Genomic DNA, 17,422 nt, shown 5'->3' on the forward strand with positions numbered 1-17,422 from the left:
TATTCACTCCTTAATCCTTCGATTCTCTCTCAGCTAATATTTGCAGTCTTTTTCGCGCGCGATGAAGTGTCACTTTTACCTGTGATTCAGTCAATTCCATCGCTTCCTGAATTTCTTCATACGAGAATTCTGCGATTTCCCGAAAATAGATAATTGTACGGTAGTTTTCCGGAAGTAATTCCAGTAAATCAGCCAACTCCCCGATTTTCTCCCTCGTTACGACCTCTTCCTCGGGGATCCCGTATGGACTCTTCATATCCCCTTTATCGTAAAATGGGACCCACTTCCACCGTTGTCGTTTTCTCCATTCATCGAGGTATGTATTACGGGCAACCTTAAAAAGCCATGGTTTGACATCCTCATATTTGTAAAAGGACAGGGACACCGTTGCCCGAAAAAAAGTTTCCTGAACAAGGTCCTCGGCTAAAGTAGAGGAACCTGACATTCGTAACAAATAATAAAAAAGGGGTTCCGCATAACGGCGATAAATATCATCCAATTTTTCATTTCGTTCTTTCCCCATCTGCGTCCCCCTTTCTCGCTTTCTCCATCATACCTCACTTACTAAACGATCAAATCCCCAAATAGTTACACCTGTAATTATAAATATTTTACTAAAATGAAAAGAACCACAGGAACCGTCTCCGTGGTCCCTGTGGTCATTAACATTTCTTATTTTCCTTTTTATTCGGATAGACTGCTCTTTCGCCACCAATGAGTTTTGGTCTTGCTTTGGCCATTGTAACATGTGCACCACCTAGTTCTTTAACCGAACTTCGAATCGGAACTGCAACATGTTTTAGATGCATGCCAATGAAGGTATCACCAATATCAATTCCCGCTTCGGCTTTAATAAATTCAACAACAACAGGATCATTAAAATGCCCAAAAGCATATGTGGCCATCGCACCACCTGCGGTTCGAACCGGAACAACTGTTACTTGCTCGAAATTTTTATGTATCGCTGTTTCTCGCTCTACCACTAATGCACGATTTAAATGCTCACAACACTGAAACGCGAGCTCCACGCCTATATTTTTACGAAGCTTAGCCAATTCTCTAAAAATCATTTCCGCCACTTCTTCTGATCCGGCCGTACCAATTCGTTCACCAATGACTTCACTTGTACTACAACCGACAACAAGAAGCTCTCCTTTTTTCAGCGAAGCACGTTCCGCAAACTCCGAAAGAATCGTCTGAAGCTGCCTTCTCCACACCTCAAGATCTGCAACCATCCTCGTTCCCTCCTTCGGGACAGGCCCTTGTCCCACAAAAGTATTGAAGTAATTAAATATACGCCTGATGCATCATGTCCTCAGGCGCTGTAATCTCATATGTTATTCCCCAGAGGGGTTGTTTTCATAAGCGGTGATTTTGTTGATTCTGTTTTCATGACGTCCACCTGAGAATTCTGTAGTAAGCCATGTTTTTGCAACTTCAACTGCTAGCCCTGGGCCAATCACACGTTCACCCATTGCTAAAATATTGCTGTTGTTATGCTCACGTGTAGCCTTTGCACTAAATACATCATGACAAAGTGCACAACGGATCCCTTGTACCTTGTTCGCAGCAATACTCATCCCAATCCCCGTTCCACAAATTAAAATACCACGGTCATATTCCCCGTTCGCTACTTTTTTCGCTACAGGTAGTGCATAATCGGGATAATCAACAGATGTAGAGCATTCACATCCGAAATCATCATACTCAATTTCAAGTTCGTCCAATACCTTTTTAATTTCCTCACGTAATACTAAACCGCCATGGTCTGAAGCTATTGCAACTTTCATTGTAAATCCCCCTTTTATGAATTGAGACTTGGCTCGATATTTCTCCAAAAGACATTCCATTAATTTTTATTATACCTAAAAAAGAACTCCCGAACCAAAATAGGAGTTCTATCTTTTTAAAATTACATTGTAAACCGTTGAATCGTCTGCTTTAACTGTCCTGCTTGTGTAGCAAGTTCCTGTGCCAATGCATCCACTTCACAAATTACACTTGTCTGATGTTGCGTTGCCGCACTTACTTCTTGAGCACCAGCTGAAGTCTGTTCCGCAATCGCTGCAACCTCTTGAGACTGCAGGGATGTTTCTTGAATGCGTTCCATTTGTTTTTCAACCAAGGTAACAATTTGTTTTACTGCATCTGCCACTTCATGAACGGACGTTGTCATCTCAGCAAGCGCCTCATTTGTGATGGTTCCCTTTTTCGCTTCCTCATTTGCAACAGCGACTTGTTCTGAAATTTGAACGACTACATTTCGAACCTCTTGCTGAATACTTTGGATAAGCTCCGTAATCCCTTGAACAGCCTTTGAGCTTTCGTCCGCAAGCTTCCTTACTTCTTCAGCAACAACCGCAAAGCCCTTACCATGTTCACCAGCACGAGCCGCTTCGATTGACGCATTCAATGCAAGTAAATTTGTTTGGCGTGCAATATCGCCAACTAGAGAAATAATATGCTCTACTTCCTTCGCATTCGTCTCAAGACGATTGACGGCTTGAAGTGAAATTTGATTGTTATCAACAAGCTTATTAATGCCCGAAATTAACGAATGAACAACCTCTTTGCTATCATGTAATGTATCGACCATTTCAACAGACAAGTTTTGTGAGGTTTTCGCAATTTCTTGAACCTCTCCTGCAATTTGAATCACATCCTCGACAGATTCAGCTGTTTCTTGAATCGATACGGCCGAGCTATCCGCCCCTTTGGAAATCTCAGAAATTGTTCGATTAATATTTTCCGCCTGTTCGGAGGCAAGACTGGAAGCTTTTGTAATTTCAATAACCTTTTCATTTGTATTTTCAAAGTTTCCTTCAATGTTTTGAACCATTTCGCGGAGATTGTGAAGCATTTTATTAAAAGCAAGACTCAAGCTACGAATCTCGTCATCTGATTTCGAAACAGGAACATCCTCACGAATATCACCATTCGTCGCATGAATCGCTACCTGCTCAAGCTTTTGGAGTGGTTTTGTAATAAAGGAAGCCGCAAAATACGCAAGAATCCCAGACCAAACAATCCCTAAAACCAGCGTGCCAATGATAAAAATTTGTTGATTGATCAACTCATTTACGAACGGATACACAAAGTAAATGAATAACGCAGATGTTGAGTATGTCACAATCGCTAAAATAGTCGTAAGTAAGACTAATTTTAGCTTTATACCAAATTTATAGCGCTTTTTTTTCAACCGATTCTCCCCCTGAATCTATCTCTCTATTTAAGTTTTGAAAGTACCTCGTCAATTAATGGTTCGAGCTCTGCATAGGTTTCTCTATAAATCTCTACTGGCCCTCCAAATGGATCAGAAACATCCCCACTACCATTTGTAAATTCCTTTAAGGTATGTACTTTGTCCTGGGCTTCTGGAAAACGTTGAAGTATTGCTTGCTTATGGTGGTTAGTCATCGTTAACACATAAGTGGCCCAATCAATATGCTCTTGTATTAAAAAGGAAGAAGAGTGCTGACACTCAATTCCATTTTCCTTCAAGACTTGTGCCGTATTAGCCGAAGCAGGACTACCATCCCCAGCAAATATCCCCGCTGATTTTACTTCGATATCTTCACCGCACTTTTTTCGTAAAATCGCCTCAGCCATTGGACTTCGACATGTATTTCCTGTACAAACAAATAAAACGCGAATCATTTTATCACCCTTTTCTACCTGCCTTTATGCTGCGAACGACCTGCACAAATAGACAAAATTCGATATAGTACTATTATAAATGAGATCAACCCAAAACACATAGACAATAAATGAAAAAAAGAGCACGAGTTTTTCACTCATACTCTTCCATGGGTCACAGCTTCCTCATAACCGTTTCAAATTCCCTGGGTCACAGGGACAGGTCCCTTGTCCCACTTATAAAGGAAATAGCAATTTCACTCCGAAGACCAGGAGAATACAACCACCTAGCACCTCACTATATGTACCGAGCCAATGTTGGACCTTTCTGCCTAGCAGTAGACCGACCCACGACAGGATCATGCTAACTACACCGAACATCAGAATAACCATAATCGTCTTCGCACCATAAATCCCTAATGAAAGCCCAACAGAAAAACTATCAAGACTCACACTTAAGGCAAAAATAAACAAACCAAATCCAACAGGTGTAATCATGCGTTTGTCACCGTCATCGTCCTTGAAGGAGGAAATGATCATCTGCAATCCTAAAAATAAGAGCAATCCCGCACCAACATAGGTTGCAATTGCTCCAAATGTATCTGATAAAAAATGGCCGATCATCATTCCAGCCAAAGGCATCCACATATGAAACACACCGATGGTTATCCCGATTGTTAAAATCTGCTTAAGCCTTAACCGGATTAATCCCATTCCAAGTCCTACGGAAAATGCGTCCATTCCTAAAGCAAATGCCATTATAAATAAGGTTATAAGTTCCCCGAGAAATGCTGTAATATCCATCTTCTACCTCCTTGGACGTGCCTATTTCAACATATGCATGTACAAAACGAAATAGAAGAAGGTTGTTCAAAAAGTTGCCAAATGATAGACTGCGAATCTCTGCATCACTCGGCCTCGCCGTTCCTCAAGTCTCACGTTTCTTGACCTTCTTGCAATAAGATTCGTCACCTTCTTGAACCATATATCTCAGCTAAGAATTTCCCAATTTATTCAGTTATCAATTTATGTCCCGCTGCTTTGATTAACCGATTCATAATAGCTTGCCCAATGCCCTCACTTGGAAAACTCTCACTAAAAATAACATCGACGTTACTTTCATCAAAGAGGCGGAGGACATCATAAAGTCTGTTTGCCACCGATTCTAAATCTTCACGCGAACCACAAGCAATAATGTTATCTGCACTGTATTTCTTTTCACGTTCCGTTGTTGTCAAAACGCCAACTTTCAACCCCTCAGCTTGCTTTTCTTTTACAAGAGATTGAATAAATTCCATTGAACCATTTACGATTGTAAGTGGCGCCGTTGGTGCATAATGTTTATATTTCATTCCTGGTGATTTTGGCGCTTCATCTTCTTTTAATATCGCCTTGTCAACCTTGACTACACCACACACTTCCTCAAGCTGCTCTTTCGTCACACCGCCTGGACGTAGAATGATAGGTACCTCACCTGAACAATCCAGAACTGTGGACTCAAGTCCAACACCTGTTGCTCCACCGTCAAGGACGCCAGCGATTTTTCCAGTCAAATCATCCGCTACATGCTTGGCTAGTGTCGGGCTTGGTTTTCCCGAAAGATTCGCACTTGGCGCAGCAAGCGGAAGCCCTGTTGCCGATATTAATGCCAAAGCAACTGGATGGCTTGGCATCCGTACTGCCACCGTTTCTAGACCTGCTGTTACTTTACTTGCAACAGCATTTTCCTTCTTTTTTAAAACAAGTGTTAACGGACCTGGCCAGAATTTCTCAATCAAACGCTCAGCTTGCTCCGAAATATCCTGTACGATATTATAAAGCTGCCCAATTGTGGAGATGTGGACAATCAGTGGATTATCGCTCGGGCGCCCCTTTGCTGTATAGATCTTTGCAACCGCCTCGTCAGATAAAGCATTTGCTCCAAGGCCATAGACCGTTTCAGTAGGGAATGCAACCACTTCATTTGCCCGTAAAAGCGTTGCAGCCTCTTTTATTTGTGGATAAGATTCTAAATTATGTTCATCTTTATCCACAACCCATTGTTTTGTTTCCATGTAACGCAACTCCTATAATAAATTCCTTTAATTATGTAGTTTATTTATTATTACAATATAAAAAAGTATAGGTATATAATGGGTAGAAAACAAGTGTTATCCACATTTTGTGGATAATTTAACCGAAAATGTGGATAATTTTGTGGATATAACCAACTTTTCCATAAATCACATCTATAGGGAAAAATGTATCCACAGCCCATATTTTTCATCACGTTCCATAGACTATCATATTTTATACCTTTTTAACAACAAAACTTATCCACATTATCCACAATTCAGTTGTGTAAATACAAATAAAACCCCCGCCTGCAAACATTCCGTCCACAAACAAGGGTTTGAAAACTAATTTTATTTTTCAATTTGCGAAACCATGAACATCGGATCCGCTTTTTCAAGCAGCTGTGAGATATGATTGGATCCTATTATATGTACTGGTAGCTCATTCGTTTCAACTTGTCCAAAACCAAGCATGGTGAAAAATTGAATCGACGCTTGCTTATTTGTCGCTAAATACAATCGGCTAATTTCCTTATGTTTCGCTAGTGAAATCGCACTTTTAAACAGCGTTAATAAATTCGTTTGGTCAACACCCGGCGAGATCACGAGCGATCGAAGTAAACCATCCTTTTCAATCCTCTCAATCCCTAAGGTCGCGAGGATTTGTTGCTCAGCATCTTCCAGTAATATAAAATGGTCAATTATCGATTCAATACCTTCCGCACTTACTTCAGCTTGTACTAAAAATGCTCTTACTTTTTCAATATCCTGTTCTGTCGCCGTTCTAATTTGTTTCATAGTTCTCCACCCCATCTTTCATTATCTAGTAACTACTCTATGAGGGCTTCTAAACAAATAGAACCAAATGCTAGACTTTTAGCTAAAAAGTGACGTAAAAAATTCAACTAAGAAGAATTTTACCTCTACTTCTTCTCCTTCACTTTCCTTATTTTCCGCACTGTCTTTGTTGTCTTTCTTTTCTTGCTTTTCTTCCTTCTCCACTTCTTTTTCTTCTTGCTCCATTGCTACATCTTTTCCTTCTTCATCTGACGCTTCAATTGCATCACCTGTTGAAAAGTCTAAGAAACATAATGGAGGGAATAACACGCACCACCAGTTTGCTCCTTCAGCCTCGCCAATTGAAATTAAAATGGCTTCATACTCACCTGCTGGGTATAGAAATTGACCGTAAAGCTTTGTTGGAAATTGAACATTGCGTCCATATTTAACTGAGTAATTTTGATTGCCCTTTTCTTCTTCTAAAACTCTAGCAACGATTTTCTCAATTTCTGGTAGTCTCTCTTGAATCAACTCTCTAGCTGCTTCAATTGAAGTTAACTCCGCAACCCATTCCGTAATTTCTGCGTTCACCGCATCACGCACCTTGCGCTTTAAAGCTTGATCTTCTTCGGAATCACTGTTTGCCAAGATGCGAAGTCGAATCGCTTCATCAGGAATTACCTGATACCCTTGCGCACTTGTTTCTTTTATCAATAAATGGCTATTCGCCCCAATTAACAGTAAAAATATAAATGATATAATTGCAATTTGTTTACTCACTCTCTAGCACCATCCCTTCACAAACCATTCTCGCCAAAAAAATAGAATCCTAAACTACCAAATTTGAAAAATCTATTAAACTATTTTTTAGTAGAATGATTCCGTCAAGCCGAGCTGTTAAAGCCTGCTCTGTGTCTGAATACAAGGCTCTTTCGGACTAGTCGATCTGAAATAGCGAACCGGGGCGTAGCTGATTTAGACAGAGCAAGCATGATTTGCGAACAGTGAGTCCGAATAACAAACTGATTCCGACAGTATAACCAAACTCCCCGAGCTGTGAGTCCGAATAACACATTGATTCCGACAGTACAACCAAATTCCACTAGCTGCGAGTCCGAATAGCACACTGATTCTGACAGTAAAACCTAATTCACCGTGCTGCGAGTCCGAATAACACTCTGATTCCGACAGTACAACCTAATTCCACGAGCTGCGAGTCCGAATAACACACTGATTCTGACAGTAAAACCTAATTCACCGTGCTGCGGCTCCGAATAACACTCTGATTCCGACAGTACAACCAAATTCCACGAGCTGCGAGTCCGAATAACACTCTGATTCCGACAGTACGACCAAGTTCCCCGAGTAGTGAGTCCGTATAACACACTGTTTCCGACAGTATAACCAAACTCCCCGAGCTGTGAGTCCGTATAACACACTGATTCCGACAGTACAACCTAATTCCACGAGCTGCGAGTCCGAATAGCACACTGATTCTGACGGTAAAAAGCAAATTCCACGAGCTGTGAGTCCGAATTCCTCGCTGATTCCGACAGTAAAACCAAGTTTTCCGATCAGCGGAGTCCAAATTCCTCACTGATTCCGACAGTAAACCCAAGTTCCTCGTGCTGTGAGTCCGAATAACACACTGATTCTGACAGTAAAACCAAGTTCCTCGTGTTGTGAGTCCGAATAACACACTGATTCCGACAGTATGACCAAGTTTCTCGTACTCCGTGTCAGAATTCCTCGCTGATTCCGACAGTAAAACCAAGTTCCCCGTGCTGCGAGTCCGAATTCCTCGCTGATTCCGACAGTAAAACCAAGTTCCCCGTGCTGCGAGTCCGAATAGCACACTGATTCTGACAGTATGACCAAGTTTCTCGTACTCCGTGTCAGAATTCCTCGCTGATTCCGACAGTAAAACCAAATACCCAGTGCTGTGAGTCCGAATAACACACTGATTCCGACAGTAAACCCAAGTTCCCCGTGCTGTGAGTCCGATTTCCTCGCTGATTCCGACAGTACAACCAAGTTTTCCGATCAGCGGAGTCCAAATTCCTCACTGATTCCGACAGTAAACCCAAGTTCCTCGTGCTGTGAGTCCGTATAACACACTGATTCTGACAGTAAACCCAAGTTCCTCGTGTTGTGAGTCCGAATAACACATTGATTCCGACAGTACAACCTAATTCACCGTGCTGTGAGTCCGAATAACACTCTGATTCCGACAGTACAACCAAATTCCACGAGCTGTGAGTCCGATTTCCTCGCTGATTCCGACAGTACGACCTAATTCCTCGTGCTGTGAGTCCGAATTACACACTGATTCCGACAGTACAACCTACTTCACGATTAAGTCCATATAATTGTGTAAAAGAAAAGAGTCATTTTATTCCTTTTTGTCAACAATGTTTAACGACCAAGTAAAACATTGAAAAGAGGAATAAAAATGACTCAAATACAGTTTAACCTAGATATTGATGTTTTAAAAGAATCAGTAATGAATTCTGATATTGACTCCGTTATTAAAGCTTCGATTGTTCTTGTTTTAAATTCTGTGATGGAGAAAGAACGTGATGACTTTCTTCAAGTTGGATCTTATGAACGTTCTACTGACCGATTTGATTCTCGAAATGGTTACTATGAGCGAGAGCTCATTATGAGTATTGGTAGGGTGAATCTCAGAGTTCCTCGTACTCGCAATGGGGGATTTTCACCTTCCTTGTTTGAAAAATATGCACGTTGTGACCAAGCATTTGTGCTTTCAATGCTCGAAATGGTTATAAACGGTGTGTCTACTCGTAAAGTAAAGAATATTGTCCAACAACTTTGTGGAGAAAGTGTTTCGAAGTCTTTTGTTTCTTCTCTTACGGAACAACTCGACCCAATTGTTCAAACTTGGGCAAACCGGCCTTTAAATACAACATACTACCCTTATATTTTCGCTGATGCCATGTATATTAAGGTGCGTGAACATAATCGTGTTGTATCAAAGGCTGTCTATATCGCTACTGCCATTACGGAAGAAAACCGCCGAGAAATATTAGGAATAAGAGTCGATCACGTAGAAAGCTATGATGCTTGGAAAGCATTTTTACATCACTTACAATCTCGAGGAGTACAATCTCCAAGACTATTTATTACAGACGCACATCCCGGATTAAAAAGGGCTCTAAAAGAAGTATTCGTTGGAACTGTTTGGCAACGTTGCACTGTCCATTTCAAGCGAAATATTTTTAATGTACTACCTAAAAAAGGGGTAGATGAAGAAAAACTAGGATTAAAGAGAATTTTTGAAGCTGTTAGTGTGAATGATGCCAGAAGGTTTAAAGATGAATTTCTTGAACGATTTGGAGAAGATTCAAAGCTGGAGAAAGCGACCCGAATTTTAGAAGATGGCTTCGAAGATGCTATCCAGTTTTTAAATGAACCCAATAAGTTTCAACAATATATTCGCAGCACAAATTCACTGGAATGCTTAAACCAAGAGGTTAGAAGAAGGGAAAAGGTAATCCGAATATTTCCAAATACTCAATCCGCGTTTAGAATGATTGGAGCAGTCCTCATGCAAATAAATGAGGAACAAGAAATGAAAAAAATCATTAGAAGTAGGAAAGGTTGAGAAAAGCGCCACCTACCAAGTAAAGTGTGAACGCCTAATTTCGAATTGACATTGAGCCTCCGGTGGGCATGAATAAAAGCCAGGAAGCCAGGAGTTTAACAACACCTGGCTTGCCACCAGGCTATCATGCCCACCCCTCAATGTAAATTCGAAATAATTCTAACTCGCTATACAAATTTATAAATAAGTTGAAAATCATTGTTGACACTTTTACACAATATTAAGGACTTGACTTACTTCACCGTGCTGTGAGTCCGAATAGCACACTGATTCTGACAGTAAAAGCAAATTCCACGAGCTGTGAGTCCGAATTCCTCGCTGATTCCGACAGTAAAACCAAGTTCCCCGTGCTGCGAGTCCGAATAACACACTGATTCCGACAGTATGACCAAGTTTCTCGTACTCCGTGTCAGAATTCCTCGCTGATTCCGACAGTAAAACCAAATACCCAGTGCTGTGAGTCCGAATTACACACTGATTCCGACAGTAAACCCAAGTTCCCCGTGCTGTGAGTCCGATTTCCTCGCTGATTCCGACAGCACTACCTAATTCCCCGAGTAGTGAGTCCGAATAACATACTGTTTCCGACAGTATAACCAAACTCCCCGAGCTGCGAGTCCGAATTCCTCGCTGATTCCGACAGTACAAACCAGTAATTGCCGCCAATGTGTCCAAATGGGAAAATAATTTGGATTGAATAAACAGAAGTAGGCTTTTCAATTGTTTTTTAAAATAAATGTAAAGTCGACTTTACAAAATGTATAGTCTACTTTACAATAAAAGCAGAAACGCTTGGAGGATATTACCAATGGAAATCAAAAATCGAGTGAAGGAGCTCCGTGCAAAGCACAGTCTTACACAAGGGGCTCTTGCTGAAAAAGTGAACGTGACGCGGCAGACAATTGTGGCATTGGAAAAAGGAAGCTATGTACCATCACTATTGCTCGCAATGAATATCGCACGAACGTTTAACTTGCCAATCGAGAAAATTTTTTATTTGGAGGATGAATGAAGATGAGTATTGTTCGTAATGTTGTTTATTCAATTGTTTCAATCATGCTTATGGGCTGGGCCTTATCGTCAATGTATTATGCACAAATGGACTTTGCCAAAATCGTAAAAACGAATCAAGAACCACCATGGACCATCGAGATAAACACATTACCCATTTTAATCGCAATCGTAGTAGGCACTCTTTTTACCGTATTTACGTACCCAAAAATAAAAAAGAAACGAAAGTCATGGAAAAATGTATTTTTATTGCCGATCGAATTTGAAGAAGGAGATGAACGCGAAAAGGAACTCACCGGAAAAGCATGTCGCACTTCATATATTAGCATGTGGTACACATTCCCGATCATCAGCGCCCTATTTTTACTCTATCCCTTCATCTCAGACAACGTACCCTACTACCCAATTATCTTATTTTTGTTGTATCCATTGATACAAATCATTGCTTATTTTATTTCTTGGAAGAAGAACTACTAGACTGGCCATTAGATTTGATCAGAACGCAAAGCCAGCCACTATACCCACAGAAAAAAGGCTTGGCACCTGTGCCAAGCCCTTTTAAAATCCTATTTCTGCAAAAACCATCCGGTCTTTTCCATTTATGTCGTTCACAACTTCTACTTTTGCTCCAGGAAAAGCATCACGTAGCATTTGCGCAACGGCTTCACCCTGACCAACGCCTACTTCAAAGGCAACGATCCCTCTTTCTTTTAAAACAAGAGGTATCTCCTTCATAAATCGACGATAGAAATCCAATCCGTCTTGGCCACCCACTAGAGCCCGAAGTGGTTCATGATCCTTCACAACCGTTGACAACGTCTCGATATCATCTTCTGGAATATACGGTGGATTGGATACAACCACATCTACCTTTTTTTCTTCTTCTATTAACGGTCCTAATAAGTCACCTTCAATAAACCTTACCTTCGCGCCTAACCGAGCTGCATTTTCCTGTGCAACATCAATAGAAGCCTTCGCAATATCTACTGTCATCACATCTAATCGATTGCTTTCAAGAGCAAGCGTCACCGATATCGCTCCACTCCCTGTACCGACATCCACGATCTTAATCACATCTGTTGCAGGATACAACCGTCCCATCCTCGCAAGTAACCCTTGAACCAATTCTTCCGTCTCAGGCCTTGGAATTAAGACTTCCTCATTCACTAAAAATTTACGCCCGTAAAACTCCTCATAGCCCATGATGTGTTGGACCGGAACTCCACTCACGACTTTTTCCATAGCTGATACAAACTTCTCCTTCACATCTGGAGGAAGTTCTTCTCTAATTTCCGCAAGGAGTTGCGCCCTACTTAAATCTAGATAATGACATAACAGCATTTCCCCGATATTCTCTTCCCGACCATGCTCCCGTAAAAAAGAAGAAGCCCATTTGAGGGCTTCGAATATTTTATGAAATTCTGCCATTATTCGGCTTGCTCCATTTTTCTTGCTTGGTCTTCCATGATGAGAGCATCAATAACTTCATCAAGTTTCCCTGTTAGGATTTGATCAAGCTTTTGAATCGTTAACCCGATCCGGTGGTCGGTTACACGGTTTTGTGGGAAATTGTACGTACGGATACGCTCTGAACGGTCACCTGTACCTACGGCTTGCTTACGGTTTTGGTCGTATTCCGCTTGTGCTTCTTGTTGGAATTTATCATAAACACGGGCACGTAATACCTTCATTGCTTTTTCCTTGTTTTTGATTTGTGATTTCTCGTCCTGACAGGAAACCACCGTTCCAGTTGGCAAATGCGTTAAACGTACCGCTGACATTGTGGTGTTAACACTTTGTCCTCCAGGTCCACTGGATGCGAACGTATCGACTCGAATATCCTTTTCATGAATTTCGACTTCAACCTCTTCTGCTTCAGGTAATACCGCTACAGTTGCAGTTGATGTATGGATACGTCCACCTGATTCTGTTTCAGGAACACGTTGCACACGGTGTGCCCCATTTTCAAATTTCAATTTCGAATAAGCACCTTTTCCGGTAATCATAAAGATAATCTCTTTATATCCACCAACACCAGTTGAGTTTGAATCCATCACTTCAGTCTTCCAGCCTTGGTGTTCAGCAAAGCGGCTGTACATGCGATAAAGATCACCAGCAAATAGAGCAGCCTCATCTCCACCTGCAGCACCACGGATTTCCATGATAACGTTTTTGTCATCATTCGGATCCTTCGGCAATAGTAACACGTGCAGGCGCTCCTCGAGTTCCTCCATTTGGTCCTCAAGCTCATTGATTTCTTCCTTTACCATTTCACGCATCTCTGCATCAAGCTTCTCTTCAAGCATTGCTTTAGCATCGGTTAACTGTTCCTTAACCTCTTTATACTCTCTATACTTCTCTACAGTTTCTTGTATATCAGATTGTTCTTTTGAATATTCACGTAGTTTATTTGTATTACTTACGATATCCGGGTCACTCAATAGTTCATTTAGTTTTTCATAACGAGCTTCAACAGCCTCTAAACGATCGAACACGTTCTTCACCTCAAAATTTAGTCCATAACAGTATAATTATAGTATAGGGTACCCACATCGTCAAAGCAAATTACAAATGAAAAGCGCAGGCGCCCTGTAAAATGGAACATCGACTAACTACTTCCACGTCATGTGAGCACTTCCTCGAAAATACAGGCATTTTCTTCGTGCGATATTAATGCTGTCGAAGCCCTCCTTGTCCTGTGAAAGTCTGACAAGCATAAGAAAAGATGGCGAGAAGGATGCTTTTTATCCTTCTTGACTGATTGGCTAGGCGCTGGAGTTAGACACGATAACCTTATAATCATTCTCTCCCAAATTTCGCTGTCGAATTACAGATATTATGTTGGATTGGTTCTTTCTTTGGCGAAAAGGTTCTAGTTTTGTCTAGACGGAAGGATTTTATCGATAAAAGGAGAATCGTAGTAGTAGATAAAGAATCGGAAGAAAGTCTTTCAATATAATAATAGAGATAATAGGGGGATTGGTTGGTGTGAATACTGCGCAGTTCGCAAAAAAATTGGGGGTATCAACAAAAACGGTTCGGAAATGGATCAAAATCTTTAATCTTAAGTGTACCAAAAACGAATACGGACACTATGTATTTGAGAACACGGACCTTCCATTATTCGAGGGAATACGGAATCAAGTGAAATCCGGTGTCCCTTCTGATAAAATCGAATTAACTACACCAGCGCCTAGGAAGGGGACCGCACGGAAAATGGTTCAAGCATCAGATAAAACACTCTCAGAAAAGTTAAACGCAATCATGGATCGGATTAAAGAAAATGAAAGACAAATTCAAGAAAAAGCAAGTGACGTTGTTTCCTATCAACTTCTTCAACATCGCAAGGAAATAGATGAACTTCAGAAGAGGATGCAAAAAATGGAGGACTATATCGAGCAACTTGAAAGAGAAAAGGAAGAACTACAAAAACAAACGGCCATTACACTCGAAAAAGTAGAAGGTTCAAGAAAACGTAAAAGAGTTCTCGGATTCCTCTTCTAAGATCAGGACACTTAAGCCTGGTCTTTTTTTATGCCCAAAATGAAAAAGCACCCCAATCAGGAGCGCCTTATAATTTCATTGTATCCTTTTGAACAGTAGATTGTAATAATGGTTTTCCTGGCACTTCATGATGGTGACGGCAACGTGGCTCATAGGACTCCGAAGCACCTACTAAAATAATCGGATCATCATAGGATGCAGGTTGTCCATTAATTAAGCGTTGTGTTCTACTTGAAGGTGAACCACAGACTGAACAAACCGCCTGTAATTTAGTAACAAGCTCAGCTAGCGAAAGTAGCTCAGGCACTTTTCCAAACGGCTCTCCACGGAAATCTTGATCCAAGCCAGCAACGATGACACGATGACCACGATTTGCTAGTGTCTGAACGACATCTAAAATCTCATCATCAAAAAATTGAACTTCATCAATTGCAATTACATCTGTATCTGCAGAGACCTCTTTTAAAAGATCAGCTGAAGTTGCAACTGGTTTTGCTATAAACGAAGAACCATTATGGGATACAACGGAATTTTCACTATATCGATTATCTATTTGAGGCTTAAACACCTGAACGGATTGTCTTGCGAATTCAGTACGACGTACACGTCGAATCAGTTCCTCAGATTTTCCTGAAAACATGCTTCCACAAATTACTTCAAGCCAGCCACTTTGCTTCATAATATACATGAAACGAAAGTCTCCTTTCCTCGGGTTGTTTCTACCGAGCCAACTAATTGACTATGGATTTGAGGATTATTTTTAAGAGGTAAGTATCTATAATTGCGAGAAAAAATAGGTTTAGTAGCAAAAAAAACAGGCAAGAAGAAAAAACTTGCCTGTTTTTGGCTTTCAAACCGATATTATTTAATACCGTATTTTTTGTTGAATTTATCTACACGTCCACCTGCATCAGCGAACTTCTGACGGCCTGTATAGAATGGGTGACACTCTGAGCAAACCTCAACGCGGATCTCCTCTTTTACAGAACCAGATTCAAATTCGTTACCACAAGCACATTTCACCATAACTTTTTTATAGTTTGGATGAATTCCTGATTTCATTCGTCTCATCTCCTTCCGCCCTGAATCATTGATCGAAACAGAGTTACGTTTTAGCAAAATCACATGTATTTTGAATACCTAAAACGCACATGTTGAAATTATAACAAGTGAAGCTGTGAATTGCAACTTAATCCTGCTGTTAAAAACCGTTAATTCTCAATATTTTTTCCAACACAGAGATTTGTTGCATTCACAAACTTCAGTGTATTTACCTTAGGAATCAGAACGATTGCCGCTTCTTCTAGCAGCTGCCGCTTTCTTTTCTGCTTCTAGCATTTCAAAGAACTCTGCATTTGTTTTAGTTTGCTTAAGTCGACGTAAAAATTTCTCTGCAAAATCTGGAGAATCTGACATTGCTTTTCGGATTGCCCAAATTTTATCCAGCTTGCCTTTTTCGATAAGAAGCTCTTCTTTTCTTGTACCAGAACGACGAATATCAATCGCAGGGAAAATACGTCTTTCTGCGAGTGAACGATCAAGGTGAAGTTCCATGTTACCAGTACCCTTAAATTCCTCATAGATAACGTCATCCATACGTGAACCTGTGTCGACAAGCGCAGTCGCTAAGATTGTTAAGCTTCCACCCTCTTCGATGTTTCTCGCCGCCCCAAAGAAACGCTTTGGACGGTGGAATGCAGCAGGGTCAATACCCCCTGATAATGTACGTCCGCTTGGCGGGATAACAAGGTTGTATGCTCTTGCTAGACGAGTAATACTATCCATTAAGATAATGACATCCCGTTTGTGCTCAACAAGACGCATCGCCCTTTCTAACACAAGTTCAGCAACCTTAATATGGTTTTCCGGAACCTCATCAAAAGTAGAACTTACAACATCTCCTGCTACGGATCGTTCGATGTCTGTAACCTCTTCTGGGCGCTCGTCGATTAGTAATACGATTAGCTCAGCCTCTGGATGGTTGGTTGTAATGCTGTTTGCAATTTCCTTAATCAGCATCGTTTTACCAGCCTTAGGCGGTGCTACAATGAGTCCACGTTGTCCGAAACCAACCGGTGCCAAAATGTCCATAATTCGAGTTGAAATATGATTTGGCTTTGTTTCTAAGATAACTTGACGATCTGGATATAGAGGTGTTAGACCTGGGAAGTGAACACGTTCCTTTGCGGATTCTGGATCATCACCATTAACAGCCTCCACGTGAAGCAGTCCATAATAACGTTCATTTTCCTTTGGAGGACGCACTTTCCCCGAAACCTTATCCCCGTTTCTCAAGTCAAAACGACGGATTTGAGATGCAGAAATATAGATATCTTCAGACGATGGAGAATAGTTGATAGGACGAAGGAAACCGAATCCTTCTGATTGGATAATTTCCAGAACACCCTCCATAAATAAAAGGCCATCCTGCTCTGCGCGTGCTTTTAAGATTGCAAAAATCAATTCTTTCTTCGTTAACTTGCTATAATAAGAAACCTTAAATTCACGTGCTAATTCGTATAATTCTTTTAGCTTCATGTTTTCTAGGCTTGAAATTGTAATACTCATTCGTACACCACTCTTTTTCTAGTTTAAAATTGTTTCTACTTAACCGTAAATGCTCTCCAATTGATTGGTTATAACGCTCGCCAAAGCGCATTTGATGATTGGTTCATTCGTCCATTATATAAAAGCGTTTTCGCATTTTTCTCTTAAAAAAAATAAGAGATAGATGAAACATTTTATATGTAACAGTATGGATGGAATGATATAGAAGCATTATGAGGATTGCATAGAAGCTTTACCGCGGTAC

At 40.8% G+C, this 17,422-nt stretch carries 18 protein-coding genes; 4 read left to right on the plus strand and 14 right to left on the minus strand.

Features of this window, described 5'->3' with window-relative positions; genetic code table 11:
* Positions 1–10: 10 nt before the first annotated feature.
* From NST91_RS24575 to spoIIR, 9 genes are all read right to left on the minus strand, one after another.
* Positions 11–523, minus strand: coding sequence for a sigma-70 family RNA polymerase sigma factor (locus NST91_RS24575; RefSeq protein WP_341333250.1), 513 nt, complete (start codon positions 521–523; stop codon positions 11–13).
* Between the two features lie 139 nt (positions 524–662).
* Positions 663–1,235, minus strand: a complete 573-nt coding sequence (locus NST91_RS24580) for a TIGR01440 family protein (RefSeq protein WP_341333251.1) — start codon at positions 1,233–1,235, stop codon at positions 663–665.
* Between the two features lie 102 nt (positions 1,236–1,337).
* The gene (gene rpiB, locus NST91_RS24585; protein ID WP_341333252.1) at positions 1,338–1,790 is read right to left on the minus strand and encodes a ribose 5-phosphate isomerase B; all 453 of its coding nucleotides are present in this window, start codon (positions 1,788–1,790) and stop codon (positions 1,338–1,340) included.
* 122 nt (positions 1,791–1,912) lie between these two features.
* Positions 1,913–3,199 (minus strand): methyl-accepting chemotaxis protein, encoded by a 1,287-nt coding sequence (locus tag NST91_RS24590; RefSeq protein WP_341333253.1) that lies wholly within the window; start codon positions 3,197–3,199, stop codon positions 1,913–1,915.
* Between the two features lie 26 nt (positions 3,200–3,225).
* Entirely contained in the window at positions 3,226–3,657 is a 432-nt protein-coding gene (locus tag NST91_RS24595; protein ID WP_341333254.1) for a low molecular weight protein arginine phosphatase, read from the minus strand.
* Positions 3,658–3,873: 216 nt separating this feature from the next.
* Entirely contained in the window at positions 3,874–4,440 is a 567-nt protein-coding gene (locus NST91_RS24600; protein WP_121448518.1) for a manganese efflux pump, read from the minus strand.
* 206 nt (positions 4,441–4,646) lie between these two features.
* Positions 4,647–5,690 carry an L-threonylcarbamoyladenylate synthase gene (locus tag NST91_RS24605; RefSeq protein ID WP_341333255.1) on the minus strand — a complete coding sequence of 348 codons (1,044 nt, stop codon included), beginning with the start codon at positions 5,688–5,690 and terminating at the stop codon, positions 4,647–4,649.
* 351 nt (positions 5,691–6,041) lie between these two features.
* A complete protein-coding gene (locus NST91_RS24610) occupies positions 6,042–6,488 on the minus strand; it encodes a GNAT family N-acetyltransferase (protein ID WP_341333256.1) in 447 nt (148 codons plus the stop codon).
* A gap of 78 nt (positions 6,489–6,566) precedes the next feature.
* Positions 6,567–7,250: a stage II sporulation protein R gene (spoIIR, locus tag NST91_RS24615; protein WP_341333257.1), complete on the minus strand. Its 684-nt coding sequence runs from the start codon at positions 7,248–7,250 to the stop codon at positions 6,567–6,569.
* A gap of 1,672 nt (positions 7,251–8,922) precedes the next feature.
* Here spoIIR and NST91_RS24620 point away from each other — a divergent pair.
* The 3 genes from NST91_RS24620 (at position 8,923) to NST91_RS24630 (ending at position 11,583) form a co-directional block, all read left to right on the plus strand.
* A complete protein-coding gene (locus NST91_RS24620; protein WP_341333258.1) occupies positions 8,923–10,095 on the plus strand; it encodes an IS256 family transposase in 1,173 nt (390 codons plus the stop codon).
* An 808-nt stretch (positions 10,096–10,903) separates the two neighbouring features.
* Entirely contained in the window at positions 10,904–11,107 is a 204-nt protein-coding gene (locus tag NST91_RS24625; protein ID WP_121448522.1) for a helix-turn-helix domain-containing protein, read from the plus strand.
* A 2-nt stretch (positions 11,108–11,109) separates the two neighbouring features.
* Positions 11,110–11,583 (plus strand): hypothetical protein, encoded by a 474-nt coding sequence (locus tag NST91_RS24630; RefSeq protein WP_341333259.1) that lies wholly within the window; start codon positions 11,110–11,112, stop codon positions 11,581–11,583.
* Positions 11,584–11,664: 81 nt separating this feature from the next.
* On the opposite strand, the gene prmC is transcribed toward NST91_RS24630, so the two are convergent.
* Together prmC and prfA are read right to left on the minus strand one after the other, a co-directional pair.
* The gene (gene prmC / locus NST91_RS24635) at positions 11,665–12,534 is read right to left on the minus strand and encodes a peptide chain release factor N(5)-glutamine methyltransferase (protein ID WP_341333260.1); all 870 of its coding nucleotides are present in this window, start codon (positions 12,532–12,534) and stop codon (positions 11,665–11,667) included.
* Positions 12,534–13,610, minus strand: a complete 1,077-nt coding sequence (gene prfA / locus NST91_RS24640; protein WP_121448525.1) for a peptide chain release factor 1 — start codon at positions 13,608–13,610, stop codon at positions 12,534–12,536. The genes prmC and prfA overlap by 1 nt, the downstream gene beginning before the upstream one ends.
* A gap of 484 nt (positions 13,611–14,094) precedes the next feature.
* On the opposite strand from prfA, the gene NST91_RS24645 reads away from it, so the two are divergent.
* On the plus strand, positions 14,095–14,610 hold the full coding sequence (locus NST91_RS24645) for a MerR family transcriptional regulator (protein WP_341333261.1): 516 nt from the start codon (positions 14,095–14,097) through the stop codon (positions 14,608–14,610).
* A gap of 67 nt (positions 14,611–14,677) precedes the next feature.
* Here the strand turns inward: NST91_RS24645 and NST91_RS24650 are convergent, their stop codons facing one another.
* The 3 genes from NST91_RS24650 to rho form a co-directional block, all read right to left on the minus strand.
* Entirely contained in the window at positions 14,678–15,298 is a 621-nt protein-coding gene (locus NST91_RS24650) for a thymidine kinase (RefSeq protein ID WP_341333262.1), read from the minus strand.
* Between the two features lie 173 nt (positions 15,299–15,471).
* Positions 15,472–15,672 carry a 50S ribosomal protein L31 gene (gene rpmE, locus NST91_RS24655; protein ID WP_116351985.1) on the minus strand — a complete coding sequence of 67 codons (201 nt, stop codon included), beginning with the start codon at positions 15,670–15,672 and terminating at the stop codon, positions 15,472–15,474.
* Between the two features lie 213 nt (positions 15,673–15,885).
* A complete protein-coding gene (gene rho / locus NST91_RS24660) occupies positions 15,886–17,178 on the minus strand; it encodes a transcription termination factor Rho (RefSeq protein WP_121448529.1) in 1,293 nt (430 codons plus the stop codon).
* Positions 17,179–17,422: the final 244 nt, after the last annotated feature.

The sequence above is a fragment of the Ferdinandcohnia sp. FSL W7-1320 genome, from assembly GCF_038050315.1.
GTDB lineage: Bacteria > Bacillota > Bacilli > Bacillales > Bacillaceae_L > Ferdinandcohnia > Ferdinandcohnia aciditolerans.

What these genes read in the sequence shown, in the direction of transcription:
- rho (WP_121448529.1), bottom strand. Translation starts at nt 17,178, where the DNA reads ATGAGTATTACAATTTCAAGCCTAGAAAACATGAAGCTAAAAGAATTA.
- NST91_RS24610 (WP_341333256.1), bottom strand. Translation starts at nt 6,488, where the DNA reads ATGAAACAAATTAGAACGGCGACAGAACAGGATATTGAAAAAGTAAGA.
- NST91_RS24630 (WP_341333259.1), top strand. Translation starts at nt 11,110, where the DNA reads ATGAGTATTGTTCGTAATGTTGTTTATTCAATTGTTTCAATCATGCTT.
- rpmE (WP_116351985.1), bottom strand. Translation starts at nt 15,672, where the DNA reads ATGAAATCAGGAATTCATCCAAACTATAAAAAAGTTATGGTGAAATGT.
- NST91_RS24620 (WP_341333258.1), top strand. Translation starts at nt 8,923, where the DNA reads ATGACTCAAATACAGTTTAACCTAGATATTGATGTTTTAAAAGAATCA.
- NST91_RS24580 (WP_341333251.1), bottom strand. Translation starts at nt 1,235, where the DNA reads ATGGTTGCAGATCTTGAGGTGTGGAGAAGGCAGCTTCAGACGATTCTT.
- NST91_RS24595 (WP_341333254.1), bottom strand. Translation starts at nt 3,657, where the DNA reads ATGATTCGCGTTTTATTTGTTTGTACAGGAAATACATGTCGAAGTCCA.
- prmC (WP_341333260.1), bottom strand. Translation starts at nt 12,534, where the DNA reads ATGGCAGAATTTCATAAAATATTCGAAGCCCTCAAATGGGCTTCTTCT.
- NST91_RS24575 (WP_341333250.1), bottom strand. Translation starts at nt 523, where the DNA reads ATGGGGAAAGAACGAAATGAAAAATTGGATGATATTTATCGCCGTTAT.
- rpiB (WP_341333252.1), bottom strand. Translation starts at nt 1,790, where the DNA reads ATGAAAGTTGCAATAGCTTCAGACCATGGCGGTTTAGTATTACGTGAG.
- NST91_RS24625 (WP_121448522.1), top strand. Translation starts at nt 10,904, where the DNA reads ATGGAAATCAAAAATCGAGTGAAGGAGCTCCGTGCAAAGCACAGTCTT.
- NST91_RS24650 (WP_341333262.1), bottom strand. Translation starts at nt 15,298, where the DNA reads ATGTATATTATGAAGCAAAGTGGCTGGCTTGAAGTAATTTGTGGAAGC.
- NST91_RS24605 (WP_341333255.1), bottom strand. Translation starts at nt 5,690, where the DNA reads ATGGAAACAAAACAATGGGTTGTGGATAAAGATGAACATAATTTAGAA.
- NST91_RS24600 (WP_121448518.1), bottom strand. Translation starts at nt 4,440, where the DNA reads ATGGATATTACAGCATTTCTCGGGGAACTTATAACCTTATTTATAATG.